Raw genomic sequence first — 14,890 nt, 5'->3', positions numbered from 1 at the left:
ATATCCCGCTATGATTGTTCATCCTAAATAAACGTATATGGCTTACAGTGAGCTACTGGCTACAAAGCTCCGCAAGGCGCTGGAAAAGGTAACTGCCGTAGAGGAGAAAAAGATGTTCGGCGGACTGGCATTTATGGTCAACGGTAAGATGTGCCTCACCGCAGGGGCGGACCGGATCATGTGCCGTATCGACCCTGCGCTGCATGAGGCGTCCATCGCCAGAAAAGGCTGTTCTACAGTCATCATGGGCGGTAAGGAATATAAGGGGTATGTACACGTAGCGGCAGACAGCCTGCGCACTAAGGCTGACTGGGACCATTGGGTGAAGCTGGCCCTGAATTTCAACAAGACACTGTAAACAAAAAGAAAGCATGGATTTTGGCGCGAACTGGCAAATGTATGATCGATTGGACCTGAGCCTGCCGGCCGATGCGTGGCCTACAGCGGAAGTATTGAACGGCGCCCCGGGTGATAGTGTGCTGAGGATAGGCACTTCCGGCTGGAGCCGCAAGGAATATGCCGGCACCTTGTACACCAAAGGCATTAAAGACCCGCTGGCAGAATACAGCCGGCTGTTCAACTGTGTGGAGCTGAACGCCACCCACTATAAAATCTATAGTCCTGACGACATCCGCAAATGGACAGATAAAACCAAAGGGCAGGATTTTCGTTTCTGCCCCAAAGTGCCACAGTCTATCAGTCACCATAGCTCTTTACTGAATGCCGGCACAGAAACGGCGACTTTCCTGGAGAGCATAAGGGCTTTTGAAACGCAACTGGGACCGGTATTCCTCCAGCTCAGCGAACATTTTTCTCCGGTGCGCAAGCTTAATCTCTATAAATACCTGGAACAGCTGCCGGAGGACATCCGCTTTTTTGTGGAGGTGCGGCATCCCGATTGGTTTCAAAAAAACACGGAGCGGGAAGACTTCTTCCGCACGATGCAGCAGCTGGGCATCGGGGTGGTGATGACAGACACGCCCGGAAGAAGGGATTGCCTGCACATGGCGCATACCATCCCGCACCTGTTTCTCCGGTTTGTGACCAAAGGCGGGCATCCGCTGGACCTGACCCGGCTGCAGGCCTGGAAGGAGCGGCTGGACATATGGAAAAGACAAGGGCTGCAGGACCTGTATTTCTTCCTGCATGTACACGACGGGAAATATGAAGCGGATTTCTACCAGGAGGTGCGCACCGTGTTCGGACTGGCCGGGCAACCCCAGCAAACGCAGATGACCCTTTTTTAAGCAGCCGCGGCGGCAGGGACTATAACGTACGGATAACATTTACCCTGCTTAAAAAGTGCGAAATTACAGCATAACCAAACCCCAAATGTTATGCGTACCCTACTCAAAGTGGTAATGGAGGTAACAGCATCCAACGCCGCCATCAAAAATGCGAAGCTCCCCGAAATCATCAAAGCCACCGTGGACAAACTGAAGCCGGAAGCATGCTTTTTCCTGGCCTCAGAAGGTTGCCGCACCGGTATGTTTGTCTTTGACCTGAAAGATCCGTCGGACATCCCGGGCATCGCCGAACCGTTTTTTATGGAGCTGAACGCCAAACTTGAATTTCAGCCGGTGATGAACCTGGAAGATCTGAAAAAAGGATTGGCGGCCATCGGGCAATAAATAAACGCTCTTCCAGGGAAAGTATTAAAAGAAGAGAGCCAGTGTGATTTGTTTCACACTGGCTGTTATTTTTAAGACAGGAAACTGAACTTCTCTTCAAAAAATTTCCCGATACCGGGAACAGGGCTGGTTGATTCATTGGAAGCGGCGATAATACCGAAAATCATCAGGATCAATGGAAGAAGGCCGGCAATGGAGAGTATTCTGGCCAGCGAGGGGATAACCATACTAATGATGGTCAGGGCTACGGACAACACAACGGAGAAAATAATAATACCTAATGCCTGCTCAAGATGGTATTTCACCAACGGGCTTTTTTCATCCCCGTTTTTATACTGAAAGTAGGCAATCAGCCACCCTATTAACGTGATGTAGCTGATGATGGCAAGCGTCTTTTTTGTCATAATGTTTCGGTTTTTAGTACAGGGCAAAAGTAGGGCGCAACCCGGCCGTTCACCTAATTCCAGCCTACTACACAGCAACTACAGGTAGTCAAAACAGCTGTCTACAAAGCGTCTACAAATTTCATTATGTATTGATTATAAATTTTTTATAAAGAAATTACAAGATTAATATATTGTAGACCATTTCCGCAGAACTGTTATTTTTGCAACATGAGGATACGCCACTGGTTCATTATTTTGTATCTGACAGGATGTCTGTTGCCCGCAAAAGAGAGTGCGGGGCAGCGTTTACTGATCGATTCCCTGCGGCATGAGCTGACGAAGGACAGTCGCCCGGAAAGCCGTATCATGACCACCGCCCGGCTGGCACGGGCCCTCTTTTATAAAGACATCCGGGAGGCCATTCAACTGGAACAGCAGGCGCTGATGGTTGCAGCGCCCCTGGAGGACGGCCGGTACAAAGCCTTCACCTTCGCCACGCTGGCCTACCTGTACCCCGAAGTGAAAGACTATGCGGCCATGCATGCCGCCATAGACAGCGCCGTATGGTATGCGGCCCGCACGCAGGATAAAGTGACCAAAGGGTTTGTATACCTCCGTAAAGGCATCCTCGCCTTTTCTGCGGAGAAATACGACGAAGCCATGAGCAGCCTGCTGGAATCGCTCCGCTACCTCGAAGGACAGGAGGCATGGCACTACGAAAATCTGGCGTACTACTACATCGCCGGCACCTACTGGGCCAATCATGACCGCGACAATTACAACCGGTATGCCCGCCTGAGCTGGCAGACGGCCCTCAAAAGCAAAAATCCGGACGACATCTGCAGGGCCTATCAATCCCTGGGGAGCACCTTCCTGGAACGTTACCGTACCGACAGCAGTCAGCGTAATCTCCTGGACTCCGCCTTGTATTACAACGGCCTTAGCATCGGGGTGGCCGGGCAGCAGAAAGACTGGCTCGTGTTTCGTAACACCGCTGCCGTGGCAGCGCTCAATAACGGTGATATCTACTTTGAATTTTATCCCGCCGCCTATCGCGACAGCGCCGAAAAATATATTTATCTCGCCCTCAACATCGCCCGCGAAGTACGGTATCCCGAGGTGGTGGCCAACAGCTACGGCCTCCTGAGCGAATACGCCATCCGCGAAGGACGCTACGACGAAGCAGAAAAAATATTGCTCCTGGGCCTCGCCCGGGCAGAAGAAGATTCTACCACGGCCGATTTTACCAAAGCCCGGCTGTTTACCGCCCTGGCCGGCATCGCGGAGAAAAGCGGTAACCCCGCCAAAGCGCTGCGCTACTATAAAGACTATGTCCGGTACGACAAAGCCTACTTCGATGCAGGGAAACTAAATTCCATCCGAAAGCTGGAAGCCCAATACCAGTCAGATAAAAAGGAACAGGCGCTGGCTGCCATGGAAGAACGCGCTGCCTTCAACAGGAAGCTCAATTTCTTCTACGCCTGCCTCATCGTGGCCAGCCTGCTGGCCCTCATATTCCTGTTCCGCTCTTATCATTTCCGGCTCAAAGCCTCCATGCGTCAGCAGCAGCTGCTCACCAAAGAAAAAGAAGACGCCGCCCTGCAGGCCGGCCTGCAAGCACGCCTGCAGCAAGAGGAAGCGGCAAGACTCCTCGCGGAGCAACAACTCATGCAGGAACGCCAGGACCGCCTCGAAAAAGAACTGCTCGCAGGCACCCTGCGCTCACAGGAGAAAAGCGGGCTGTTGCTAACGTTACGGGATAAACTGAGTAACGAATCCGGCAACGTGCTAAAACAAATGGACCGTATCATTCATGAAGACAAACGGCTGGACGAAGACTTCGAAATGGTAAAATCCGATTTCACGGAGATACGGCCGGAATTCGTCGCACGGCTGCAGCAACACGCGCAAAATACCCTCACCCGCCTCGACCTTAAATATTGCGCCTACATCTTAATGGGCCTGTCCGGAAAAGAAATTGCCGCCCGCCTTCATGTGGCGCCGAAAAGCATCCGCATGGCGCGCTACCGGCTGAAACAGAAGCTCGGCCTGCAAAAGGAAGATAACCTCGACGGCTTCATCCGCGGCCTCGCATAACTTCAGATTTTTATGATATTACTGTGTCAATACTCCCCGTGCTAAGGCCTAATTTTGCAGCGAATTGAATCATCAGCCTCTGTAAAATGACTACCAGCACTGTTAAACGCATCAAAGAGGGTAATATCGGAATAGCTACCGTGCTTGCTTTTGCCATGATACCCATGTCGGGATTCGCTACCGACATTTACATTCCTTCCCTGCCCGGCATGACCACCGCACTGGGCATTTCCAGCAGCCAGGCGCAGCTTACGCTTAGCCTGTTCCTGATCAGCTACGGCGTATCCCAGCTGTTTATCGGCGGACTGCTGGACAGCTACGGCCGCTACAGGATTGCCCTGGTATCCATGTTGCTTTTTTGTATTTTCTGCGGCATCATCGCCAACACCCATAATTTATATGTGGTATATGCTATGCGGATTGTGCATGGCATCACCATAGCCGCCATGGTGGTGAGTAAGCGGGCGCTCTTCATCGATCTCTACTCCGGTGAAAAGCTAAAACACTACCTGAGCTTCTTCACTATCATATGGTCTACCGGTCCTATCATCGCGCCTTTTATCGGTGGCTACCTGGAAGAAACTTTCGGTTGGGAATCCAATTTTTATTTCCTCGGTGGATATGCCGCGGTGTTGTTGATACTGGAAGTGTTTTTCAGCGGAGAGACCATCAAAAGCACCACGCCGTTCCACCCCGCGAAGATCGTCTCCATCTATTATGAGATGCTGCGCACCAGCAGTTTTACACTGGGCATCGGCATGCTGGGACTGGCTTATACCATGGTGATGATCTACAATATGTCCGGTCCTTTCATTATTGAACATTATTTCAACCTGTCACCGGTGGTAACAGGTTACTGCTCCCTCTTCCTCGGTTTCGCCTGGATGGTGGGTGGTTTCGTCGGTAAAGGCACCGTCAGTAAACCCTTTGTGCGGAAAATGAACATCAACATCGTGTGCCAGTTCGTGTTCGCACTGGCCCTGTTGGCCACTTTCCTGTTGTTCAACCAGCTGTGGACGGTGCTCGTGTTTGCCTTCCTCGTACATGTGGGCGCTGGCTTTACTTATACCAACTACTTTACTTACTGCCTGCAACGGTTCCCGAAAAATGCGGGTATCGCCGGAGGCCTCACCGGTGGTCTCGTTTATGTGATCGTATCCATGCTCAGCGCAGGCGTTATTTATGTATTGCCCGCAAAAGACGGCCAGAACCTGTCCTTCAGTTACATGGCGCTGATCGTCGTCAGCGGACTGGTGATGTACCGCGTGTTGGTGGTGAACCGGCAGGAAGCGGCGGCGGTGGAGCAGGGGAAGATGCAGACGGTGTAACGCCTCCTACTGCGGCAGGTTGTCTCTGAAGCCGGAAATATTCACGCCGGTGTACATTTTAAAAAACCGGCTGAAGTGTGCGGGGTTTTCAAATCCAAGCTCATAGGCTATCTCCTTGGCGGTTTTATCGGTGTAGTGAAGATACCGCTTGGCTTCCAGCACAATCCTGTTCTGGATCAGCCGGGAGGGAGCGGGCTGTTCCAGCAGGGCAAAGATATTGCTGAGCGTCTTGGCGGATTTATTCAATGCGTTGGCATAGAATTTTACGCTGTGTTCCTTTCTGAAAGAACATTCCAGCAACAGTGAAAATTTTCGCACAATATCCATTTTCTCATCGGGGAACTGCAGGTAATGCTCGCTCTGTTGCTTGGCAATGCGGGTGGTTTTAATGATCAGGTACTTCAGCAATGTGCGCAGCATTTCTCCCTGGAAACCATCTTTGGCAGGCCATTCCGCACAGAAAGTCTGCTCCATGTGCCGTATTTCTTCCTGCTGTGTTTTATTCAGCCTGATAAACATCGGGTGATGAATGCCATAGAACAGGAACCCTACACAGCCTACTTCTGTGTCGTGGTCCACGATGCAGTAAAACTCCCGGTTAAATTGCCAGGCAAGCAGTTGATCGGGCGCTTCAAACGTAAAATGTTGATTGGATACCAGTGGCAATATGGCGGCAGCAGGCATTTCATAGGCTATCTCGTCTATGGTTACCCGCTGCGCTTTGCCTTTGTTGTAAACAAAAGTATTGATCGGCGCGGTAGGCTTGTGCAATCCCGCTCCTTTAAACCGGTCATTGTGAACATGCATAATGAACCGCGCCGATGTTGCTTTTTCTTCGTATTCACATACCATATCTGTTTACTGAAGGGTTACCTTAATGATATTGGGTATTGCCGGCAGCGTGGTAAATGCATTGGGATTGGGAACTTCCATGATGTTTTTGTTCTCAGGCTGGGGAGTGCCGCCAAAGTTAGCCTGTGAAATACCAGCTCCCGGGTACTGATCTGCAGCGGTGCCATCGTCGAAAAGACCGACAGAGCCGGAGATGTCTCCTGCCTGGCTGGCGTCTGTACCATTCCCTTTGGAAGCAAAGAACCAGTCATTGGATAAGCCGTACATGGTAGCGATGGCAATCCTGTCGCCGGATGTAATGCTCAGCTGCTGTGAAACCTTACCGCCTGCCTGCATACCCGATTTGGGCAACAATACTGTTGTATTGGGCGCCGGCAGCACATATACGTTTTTCACGCCTTTGACGGTTTTCAGGTAAGCTGCCAACTCGCCCGCATCCCCTGTTTGTGCCAGTTTTTTCAGTCCCTGCCCCCTGTCTTTTTCGCCTGTCTGATAAATTGGATTGTCGATGCCGTTGTATACCACCACCAATATAGGAGATAATGGCGTAAAAATACCGGTCTGCCCCTGGATATAATTTCCCAATACGCTGTTGTCGCCCATCTCGGCAATGTTGGTGAGCCCGTTGGCACTGGGTTTACCGGATTCATAAAGAGGATTGGGACTCAACAGGTTACCCCCCGCAGCATAAGAGACTGCCCATACGCCCGGACTGAAAGGCGTAGGATTGGAAGTGCCGCCGGAAGTGTTGGTGATGGTCAGTGTAAAAATGGAGTTCCCGTTGTAATGGAGACTGGCCTTCATCAGCGACGATGCGGGAGCATAGGTGTTACCCTGGCTGTCGGTGCCGTTTACAGCTGTCACATTTTTAGCCGTTGTTTCCGCCGTGCCGGGATGTGTCACGGAAGCGCCGGGCGCCTGGTTGATGCGCGTACCGTTATCCCACAGCATTATCTGACCGGAAACGTCTCCCTCTATCGGCGTACCGTCGTCTTTGTATACTTTGATGCCCGGATTGGCCGGAGCGAAGAACAGATCGTTGGACCATCCGTACATAGTGGCAAAAGAAACCGCCTGTCCTTTCCCTGCGGAAAACCGGATAGAGATGGATTCCCCCGGCATAATCACCGGCGAGCTACCGGTATTCTTAAAAGTACCTGACTCCACCAGCGGTCGTGAATCCAGTACATTTTCGATGGTGATGGTGGGAGACGAGGGCATATTCATGTCGCCATCGTCCTTATTGCAGGCGGATGCTAACAGGGATAGCCCTAAAAAAGATACCCACACCGGTTGTTTGTTTTTCATACTGCTTTTTTTTATTAGGAATCGAAACAAAGGTAACCGGCGGGGCAGGGCAATTTGATACCTGATTTTCCCTGAGAGTTGGCGAATTTTCCCGAAGAGGAGGTTAGCTGGCTACTTTTTTCATATTCCAAATGCCGGCACAACCTTCGGTATAAGTCCCCAATGGCGTTTCATGAGTATCTCCCATATGTTCCCATTCTCCGAAAAAGGTTTCCTGGGCTGCATCATAATATCCGGTATAATTGATAGGAGGGGTCCATGTTGTGGTGGGATTTTCAACTGAACTGGTAAAAGGGCCATCGTATTCTTTAATGAAATTGATGAAGTCATTTTCGATGTAACCTTTGACCATAGCCTGGGGAGCTGGCTTGTCGTAGAAGTCGGTACAACGACCTTCAAATTCTTCATTCCCGATATCATGTAATTCCAGTTCGAACTTTACTTTTTTTCCAAACAAAGCGTCTGAATAGCCTTGTCCTAAAATGTAGTAGCCGCACCACTTACCGGCCATAGAAAAATCAGGCATAGGGGATTTTTGTTTTAAATATATAAAAAACCGCGGTAGACCATCTGCCTGCCGCGGTTTTTTTATTTACGCTGTGCGAAGTTTTTCTTCCAGCTGTTGTAAGGTGTTATTGATCACCGGCAGCTGTTCCTTCACCTGACGGGTATGCGGATATTGTGCCATCAGGTCTTTCAGCAGTTGATAGCCTTCGGCCAGCTGACCGGCCTGTAAGGTCCTGGCTGCCTGCTGGAACAAGGCCGCGGCGGCTTCCTGGTCAGGATCGTATACGGGGAAGTTTTTATAGGAAAATGCCTCCCACAGCTCTTCGCTCCACGGCCAGTGCTGATGCAGCAGGTCTTTGTTCATGCCTTTGAGCACTTGCGGGTACTGTTTGTTTTTTACGATGGGGTCCAGCCGATGCGCCAGCTGACATACGCCGGCGTAGACGAGCGTCGCGGCATCCGCGAGCGCGGGCGGCATAGGCTGACTGTTGAGCCGGTTCACGTAGTCATTCCATTTTTTCCAGAAGGTATACATCATACGGTCGCCCAGCGGATTGCGGGCGGTGAGTTGCTGGTATCCCTTGAAAAGCAGTGTGAGGAACTGTTCCAGCTGCTGGTTATCGCCGTATAACTGTTTCGCCCATACGCTGTTACCGTTGCGGAAAAGGTGTTCCAGCACCAGGTAGTGCAGGGTGGCGTTGTTATTTTCCCCTGCCGGCAGCTCGGAGAACAGCTGTGTGACGAGGTCTCCCGGCGCTATGGCAAATACCAGTTCAGCGACAGGCCATTGGGGGTAGGGGCATGTCCAGCCGCCGGCATATTCCCAGTCGTTGAAGGTTTGTATGCGGCGTTTGGAGTGTACCTGCGGCAGGCGGTACTGCATGAACAGCGTGTATTGTTCAGGCGTGAAGAGGCGCAGCAGCCGTTCCCGGTATTCCAGGTCTATGAAGCCCACCTGTTCAAGGTATTTACGCACTACGTATATGCCTTCCGTGTCGGGGGAGGTGAGGATATACTGAAGGCTGAGCGTCACCAGTTCGGGGGTGACGAGCTTGCCCTGTTGAAGGATGCCGGTCACCTGCTGCAGCAGGCCGGAGGACTTGGGCGTTTGCAGCAGCATTTCGTACAGTGCGATGATCTCTGCTTTTTTGATGGTGCGGTTGTTCCACGCATCGTTGATCAGGCGTTGTACTTCCATAAAGCTCTGCATGCCGTTGTTTTTCATCATCGCATCTTTGAGCGTGGGCAGGAAAGCGCCGGTCTGGTCGGTTTTTTCTGCGCCCTTCAGCAGCCAGGTGGCGCCTGTGACGGACACCAGGTAAGGAAGTTCTGCTCGTATCGCCGGATGTTGTTCTGCCAGTTTGCCGATAAGCTGTACCCATTCATCCAGCGGCTGTTGCGGGTACCAGGCGATGTGCCGGTAGAGTGCCTGCAGCAGGGAAGGCGCCAGCTGGCTGAAATCTGCTTCCAGCGTTTTCAGCACGCGGTAGATGCGGTCCACCTCTTGTATATCTTTCGCCTGGTCCAGCAGCAGGCCAAGGCTTTTGCGCAGGTGCGGGTCGTCGCTGTAGGAGAATGTCTGCAACCGCTCCATTACCTGTTGTTTGAGCGTTGCAGGGTACCATTGTCCTTCCAGTATGTCGCAATACAGCTGCAGCAGCGCGGACTGGAAGTTGTCCTGTATGAACACTTCACACGCGGCGGTGGCGAGTTGTATTTTCAGGCGATGGTCTGTTTCGGCGACGGCCAGTTCTACCAGCAGGCGGTCTGTTTCTGCCGCTTTACGGCCGGTTTGCAGGAGTACCTGTACCATGGCGCTGCGCAGCGCTACCAGCGGCTCTTTGCGGATGGCGGCGGCCAGTGCGGGCTCCAGCTGCTCCTGCCAGGCGGCGAAACGCAGCGTGAGCAACGGTAAGGTGGCTTCTCTTACATAGGGGTTGGCGTCTTCCAGTCCGCTGACGATCAGCTGTGGAAGCGCCGCCTGTTGCAATAACTGCAGCAGCCGGATCTTCAGGCCTGCGGAGGGCGTGGTGGCAAACAACGCCACAAAAGGGGCCTGTAATTCAGGATGGGCGGTGAGCCGGTCTGTCACAAGCACCAGCAGGTCCGGGAGGTCCGGCAGCTGTTGTAAAGCTTCGAATATATTTTTGAACAACGCGGTGTCGACCTGCCGCATACCAGCCAGCAGGCTGATAATGGCAGTACGTACAGGCAGCGATGTTTCAACCGGTATCATGGCCGCCAGCTGCGATAAAATGCCGGCTGGCACCTGCGGCATCGCGGCGAGGAAATGCAGGGCGGAGAGCCGTAGCGGCGTGGCTTCCAGCGGTCCGGTGAAATGCAGCGCCATCTCTGCTGCCGCGGGCAAAGGCAGTTGCTGTACCAATGCCAGCAACGCTCCCCGGCAGGCTGCCGGCGCCTGCGGCAGATAGGCGCCTATCTTTTCGATGGTGGCGGCGGTTTTGCTGACGCTGTTCTGTAATCCGCCTATGCTGGCCAGCTGGATGTCTGTATCCAGGTCATAGGCCAAGGTTTCGGCCAGCACTTCCTGTACTTCGGAGACATGCGCGGCCAGGCCTGCAAGTGCGCTGACGGCCATCAGCCGCAGCGGGCGCTCAGGATCAAGGCAGGCGATGCGGGCCATCGTTTCTATGTAAACAGGATGGTCCGTCACACGGGCGCTGTCCAGTTCACACAACTGTTGCAACATGGCACGTTTTACGGCGACGGTGGCTTCCGCCTGTACGGCGCCGCACAGCTTCGTGATGCCATCGGCCGCTTCCAGGAAAGGACGCAGCCCGGAGAGCGCGGTAAGCCGCTCTTCTGTACTGCGCTCTGCAGATAAGAGTATATCGAATAATAAGATTTCTTCTGACATATATGGTGCGCTGAAGATGATGAAATAATGTACGGGCCCTTGTTAATCGGCGAAGCCGGGGCCATCGGCCTGCGGAGCGGGCGGCGGTGCGATGCTGCGCAGGAGGTCGTCGATATCGACACCGGCAGCGCGGCAGGCCCGTTGCAGGGCGTCTTTGAAGCTGCTGTCGGACAACAGGCCGGGCAACTGTGCAGCGTCTTTCAGCAGCGCCGGCGCCGGTTCCCAGCTGTTGTTGGCTTCCAGGTACTGCAGGTACGGTATGGCGCCCGCAGCAGTGGTCTGCTGCGACAGATGCTGACGGAAAACATTTTCCAGCTGGTCTTTCCAGATGATACCCAGCAGTTCGTCCAGCTGTATCATATTCAGATAGCGGCCTCTTTTTTCCAGCAGCTGCCACAGGCCCTCCCGCAGTTCCGCGTTGGCGGGATTGCTCTTCAGCACCAGCAGGTACCATTTGAATTTGGACTCGTTGCCCAGATCGGTGTGCAACAACTGGTTCAGGGCATACCGGCTCATTTCATCGCTGACGCCGGATTTGACGGAAAGGAACTGTAAAACCTCTATATCGGTGACGCCGGATTGATACAGGCTGCCGCCATTGGACGGGTTAATAGCAGCGAAAAGTATTTTGTCGGCCATCGCCGGGTTGTCATCATAGAAAAGCCAGATATGCGGGAATATGCCGTTCAGGTCACCGGCCACTTCGGCTTTATGCAGCCACTGCTGCCAGTTGACCTGCGTACCGCCGTTATGTGCAATGGCTTTCTCCTGCACTTTGGTGGCGATACTTTGCAGCTCTCCGTCGTTGCTGTGGTCTGCCAGTTGACTGAACACCTGTACCGCTGCCGCAGGCAGCTGCGGGATACAGCTGATTTTGCGGGCCAGCAGCCGCTGTTGCCGGAAAGGCAGCTCCGGTTGTAACAACGCCGGCGCAGCCGCAGCGATAGTGCTGTTGTTTTCAGGTGTCAGCGGGAGGTACAGTATGGCTTGTACTGCCCAGCTCCTGATGGCGGCAGACGGGGCTTCCAGCGCACGGAGATAAAACCGGTTCCAGCTTTCTCCTGTATTCATGGCGCTGGTAATGGCTTTCAGGATCACCGCCTTGCAGGCGTCATGCTGTTCTTTTTCGTAAGCCGTCATGAATTGCTCCAGCAGTGCGGGCTTTACAGGCACCAGCCGGCCGAGTATGTCGTAAATGGCGGTGGCAAGATCAACGGCTATGTCGCGGTCCAGCAGCTGCCACAGCGCTTCACCGAGTGCCTCGTTCTTTTCTGTATAGGGCGCCAGCAGCTGTAGCAGCTGTAAGGCTACGGCTACATCTTTTTCTGTTTGCAGGCACAACGCCAGGTGTTCAATGGTGGCGGGGGTGAGCGTGAGACTGTAAGCAAATACGGACATGGCGGCCTGTCTTACGGCAGGATCGGGATCTTCCCGCAGCGCGTGCAGGATGGTGTCCAGCACATCGTTGTCGCTGACGCCGTGTACGGCGAGCAACTGTATACCGGCTTTGCGTATCAGCGGATTCTTGTCTGAGCGTACGAGCGTACAAAGCGCCGCCTGTGGGACCGTGGAGCGGTCAAAGCAGAAACGCAGCACCATTTCCTTGATAACATCGGGCGTGGCAGGCTGCAGCTGTTGCGCTATCTGCTCCGGCGTCAGCTGGTCGCGCAGCAGCAGGCGGTTCAGCAGCAGCAGTTTATCTTCGGTGTCGGTACTGTCCAGCAGGCTGTGATAGAACGCGAGGTCCGCTTCGGTGGCATGGACGGGTATCAGGAGCCAGGACAGGACCAGGCGGTTGACATCGGCGTTGTGTTGCTGTCTGTAAAAAGCGATCAGCCGTTCCCTTGCAGGCGGGTAGGAGAGCGACAGCTTGCCCAGCAGCGGGAGGATGATATCCCGCGACTCGTCCTGCTGCAGCGCGCCGGCCAGCAGGTCTGCGAAGCCGGCTTTGTCGGGGATCTGTTGCAGCCCTGTGGCGGCGAGGCGTTGCAGCATATCGGCTTTCAGCTGCGTGTCTGTCTCCGCCGCGATGAGCGTTACCCATCGGCTGATCACCGCAGGATCATTCAGGTGGTGGGCAGCGGTGGACAGCAGGGTGTATTTATTGTATGTATCGGAAAGCGGCACCATGTCGAGCGCCAGGAGCGCCTGTTCGGCGCCGGCGTTCCTGCGTTCGCGGATGGTGGAAATAGTTTGGCTAAGGTCCATATTGACGGTCTTTTATCAGGAGGTTTTCAACGTGCCGGGTTTCAGGCCGGACAAGGCATTGGTCAGTGTCTCCTGCTGGTGTTCATCTAAAGAAAGTTTCAGGATGGCGTCCAGCGCTTTCTGCCTGGAAGCGGTGTCTATCAGTTCGTTTTTCACCACATGAACGAGGACATCGAACTTTTTCTCCACGCCGGGGCGCAGGTATCCGTCGAGGCAAAGGCGTACCAGCTCTCGCTCGTTGTCGTACAGCAGCACGTCTTCCAGCGCCGGCGGTATCCGGGGGTACAGCTCGGCCGCGTTGGCGAGGATGCCGGCGCAGGTGACCCGGAAAGGTGATCCCGGTTCGGTGAGCTCGTCGCAGAATACGTCCACCAGCTGCGGATGACGGGACACGGACAAGGCTTTGATCTGGTTGAACAGCACTTCCCGCAGCGCTTCGTTGTGTTCCTGTGTGAACAGCTGTACCACGGGGTCCAGCATTTTTTCGAGGCTGATTTTGCCGATCAGCAGCTGCAGCACTTTCTGGCGCTGGCTGGTGACGGGCAGGCCTTTGATGCTCTGCAGCAGCAGCTGGCTGATGTTTTCGTCGCGGCCGGCATAAGGGGCCAGCATGTCGGTGAGCTGATGAAATTCTTCATCGTTAAACACGCCGGGGTTGCCGGCAAAGGCGGCGGCTACTTTATTCCTGATGTCGGCGATGCGCATCACGGGTTTAAGCTGCTGCAGCAGGGTAAGCCGCACGCCTTCCGAGCGGTCGGAAGCCAGCAGGGCGGCCATGCTGATCAGTTGTTCGTTGGTGCGTTCAGGTTGTTCGCCCTGCAGCTGTAAAGCCTGGCTGCGGATACCGGCGTCGCCATCGTGGGAGGCGGTCCACAGCAGTTGCAGCAGGATAGCCTCATTCCATGGTTTGATGCGCGACAATGCCGCCAGCGCTTCATGACGGGCGTCTGTATCGTTATCGGTACGCAGTACCGGTATCAGCACGTCGGCATAGGCGGGTCCCAGCAGCCGTGCTGCGGCCAGCTTTTGCAGGATGCGGAAGCGGATGCCGCGGTCGTTCTTTACGTCGAGATAGGGTTGCAGGCCGGCCACCATCCTGTCGCTCCACGAAGGACATTTCTCTGCGATCTCCACGGCCTGTAATTGTAATATCGTAGGGGCGTTCACGTTTTTCAGCAGCGCTGCCAGCGCGATGTCCTCCGTGATAGCGGGTAACGAGGAAAGGGTATCCTGTACGGCTATACGTTCCTGTTCACTCAGCGTTTCCTGTCCGGACAGTTCCACGAAAAACACCGCCAGCCGCGGGTCCTGGTGGATACTCTCCTGCAGCCTGTATAAGAGGGTGGTGCGGGTATCGCGGTCTTTCTCCTGCCGGTATACGTCCAGCAGCGCCTGAAACAAAGCGCCGGTATCGGCAAAACGGGAGGTGTTCAGCGCGGAGAGGAAGCGCAGGAGCTGGTCCCGCGTTTCTTTGTCTTTCGTAAGGGGCAGTACTTCCAGTAACGCCGTGGTTACTTCCGGTACATGCAGGTTCTGGGAGGCCATCTGGATAATCTGCGCTTTGATCACCTGTTCGGAATGAGGGCTTCCCAGCACTTTGCGGATAAGCCCGGGCAAGGCGTGCTCCGGGCGTTGGGTCGTATTTTCCATGCTATCGTTTTTAGGTTTTTTAAATAGCATCAGCTTCCGCTGACA

General features: G+C 54.0%; 12 protein-coding genes. 5 read left to right on the top strand and 7 right to left on the bottom strand.

Translation table 11 applies throughout. The annotated features are described in order from the left end of the window. Positions 1-37 precede the first annotated feature (37 nt). The 3 genes from HF324_RS21190 (at position 38) to HF324_RS21180 (ending at position 1,631) form a co-directional block, all read left to right on the top strand. A complete protein-coding gene (locus tag HF324_RS21190) occupies positions 38-358 on the top strand; it encodes a TfoX/Sxy family protein (RefSeq protein WP_168860751.1) in 321 nt (106 codons plus the stop codon). Between the two features lie 13 nt (positions 359-371). Further along, positions 372-1,247, top strand: coding sequence for a DUF72 domain-containing protein (locus tag HF324_RS21185; RefSeq protein ID WP_168804396.1), 876 nt, complete (start codon positions 372-374; stop codon positions 1,245-1,247). 90 nt (positions 1,248-1,337) lie between these two features. Then, complete coding sequence (locus tag HF324_RS21180) at positions 1,338-1,631, top strand: hypothetical protein (RefSeq protein WP_168804395.1); 294 nt, start codon at positions 1,338-1,340, stop codon at positions 1,629-1,631. Positions 1,632-1,702: 71 nt separating this feature from the next. Here the strand turns inward: HF324_RS21180 and HF324_RS21175 are convergent, their stop codons facing one another. After that, positions 1,703-2,035, bottom strand: a complete 333-nt coding sequence (locus HF324_RS21175) for a magnetosome magnetite crystal formation protein family (protein ID WP_168804394.1) — start codon at positions 2,033-2,035, stop codon at positions 1,703-1,705. A 210-nt stretch (positions 2,036-2,245) separates the two neighbouring features. Here HF324_RS21175 and HF324_RS21170 point away from each other — a divergent pair, with 210 nt between their 5' ends. Together HF324_RS21170 and HF324_RS21165 are read left to right on the top strand one after the other, a co-directional pair. After that, on the top strand, positions 2,246-4,114 hold the full coding sequence (locus tag HF324_RS21170) for a tetratricopeptide repeat protein (protein ID WP_168804393.1): 1,869 nt from the start codon (positions 2,246-2,248) through the stop codon (positions 4,112-4,114). Between the two features lie 86 nt (positions 4,115-4,200). Beyond that, a complete protein-coding gene (locus HF324_RS21165; RefSeq protein ID WP_168860750.1) occupies positions 4,201-5,442 on the top strand; it encodes an MFS transporter in 1,242 nt (413 codons plus the stop codon). Between the two features lie 6 nt (positions 5,443-5,448). On the opposite strand, the gene HF324_RS21160 is transcribed toward HF324_RS21165, so the two are convergent. From HF324_RS21160 to HF324_RS21135, 6 genes are all read right to left on the bottom strand, one after another. Next, on the bottom strand, positions 5,449-6,249 hold the full coding sequence (locus tag HF324_RS21160; RefSeq protein WP_246269602.1) for an AraC family transcriptional regulator: 801 nt from the start codon (positions 6,247-6,249) through the stop codon (positions 5,449-5,451). A 51-nt stretch (positions 6,250-6,300) separates the two neighbouring features. Then, complete coding sequence (locus tag HF324_RS21155) at positions 6,301-7,602, bottom strand: spondin domain-containing protein (RefSeq protein WP_168860749.1); 1,302 nt, start codon at positions 7,600-7,602, stop codon at positions 6,301-6,303. A gap of 103 nt (positions 7,603-7,705) precedes the next feature. Beyond that, a complete protein-coding gene (locus HF324_RS21150) occupies positions 7,706-8,128 on the bottom strand; it encodes a hypothetical protein (protein WP_168804389.1) in 423 nt (140 codons plus the stop codon). A gap of 66 nt (positions 8,129-8,194) precedes the next feature. Further along, the gene (locus HF324_RS21145) at positions 8,195-10,987 is read right to left on the bottom strand and encodes a formate dehydrogenase accessory protein FdhE (RefSeq protein WP_168860748.1); all 2,793 of its coding nucleotides are present in this window, start codon (positions 10,985-10,987) and stop codon (positions 8,195-8,197) included. Between the two features lie 42 nt (positions 10,988-11,029). Continuing rightward, positions 11,030-13,195, bottom strand: coding sequence for a HEAT repeat domain-containing protein (locus HF324_RS21140; protein ID WP_168860747.1), 2,166 nt, complete (start codon positions 13,193-13,195; stop codon positions 11,030-11,032). A gap of 15 nt (positions 13,196-13,210) precedes the next feature. Continuing rightward, a complete protein-coding gene (locus tag HF324_RS21135) occupies positions 13,211-14,845 on the bottom strand; it encodes a HEAT repeat domain-containing protein (RefSeq protein ID WP_168860746.1) in 1,635 nt (544 codons plus the stop codon). Between the last annotated feature and the right edge of the window lie 45 nt (positions 14,846-14,890).

The organism is Chitinophaga oryzae (genome assembly GCF_012516375.2).
Classification (GTDB): domain Bacteria; phylum Bacteroidota; class Bacteroidia; order Chitinophagales; family Chitinophagaceae; genus Chitinophaga; species Chitinophaga oryzae.
The sequence above is the reverse complement of the archived record's forward strand: the minus strand, read 5'-3'. Positions and strand labels throughout refer to the sequence as shown.

What these genes read in the sequence shown, in the direction of transcription:
- HF324_RS21190 (WP_168860751.1), top strand. Translation starts at nt 38, where the DNA reads ATGGCTTACAGTGAGCTACTGGCTACAAAGCTCCGCAAGGCGCTGGAA.
- HF324_RS21150 (WP_168804389.1), bottom strand. Translation starts at nt 8,128, where the DNA reads ATGCCTGATTTTTCTATGGCCGGTAAGTGGTGCGGCTACTACATTTTA.
- HF324_RS21160 (WP_246269602.1), bottom strand. Translation starts at nt 6,249, where the DNA reads ATGCATGTTCACAATGACCGGTTTAAAGGAGCGGGATTGCACAAGCCT.
- HF324_RS21165 (WP_168860750.1), top strand. Translation starts at nt 4,201, where the DNA reads ATGACTACCAGCACTGTTAAACGCATCAAAGAGGGTAATATCGGAATA.
- HF324_RS21140 (WP_168860747.1), bottom strand. Translation starts at nt 13,195, where the DNA reads ATGGACCTTAGCCAAACTATTTCCACCATCCGCGAACGCAGGAACGCC.
- HF324_RS21175 (WP_168804394.1), bottom strand. Translation starts at nt 2,035, where the DNA reads ATGACAAAAAAGACGCTTGCCATCATCAGCTACATCACGTTAATAGGG.
- HF324_RS21155 (WP_168860749.1), bottom strand. Translation starts at nt 7,602, where the DNA reads ATGAAAAACAAACAACCGGTGTGGGTATCTTTTTTAGGGCTATCCCTG.
- HF324_RS21170 (WP_168804393.1), top strand. Translation starts at nt 2,246, where the DNA reads ATGAGGATACGCCACTGGTTCATTATTTTGTATCTGACAGGATGTCTG.
- HF324_RS21145 (WP_168860748.1), bottom strand. Translation starts at nt 10,987, where the DNA reads ATGTCAGAAGAAATCTTATTATTCGATATACTCTTATCTGCAGAGCGC.
- HF324_RS21135 (WP_168860746.1), bottom strand. Translation starts at nt 14,845, where the DNA reads ATGGAAAATACGACCCAACGCCCGGAGCACGCCTTGCCCGGGCTTATC.
- HF324_RS21180 (WP_168804395.1), top strand. Translation starts at nt 1,338, where the DNA reads ATGCGTACCCTACTCAAAGTGGTAATGGAGGTAACAGCATCCAACGCC.
- HF324_RS21185 (WP_168804396.1), top strand. Translation starts at nt 372, where the DNA reads ATGGATTTTGGCGCGAACTGGCAAATGTATGATCGATTGGACCTGAGC.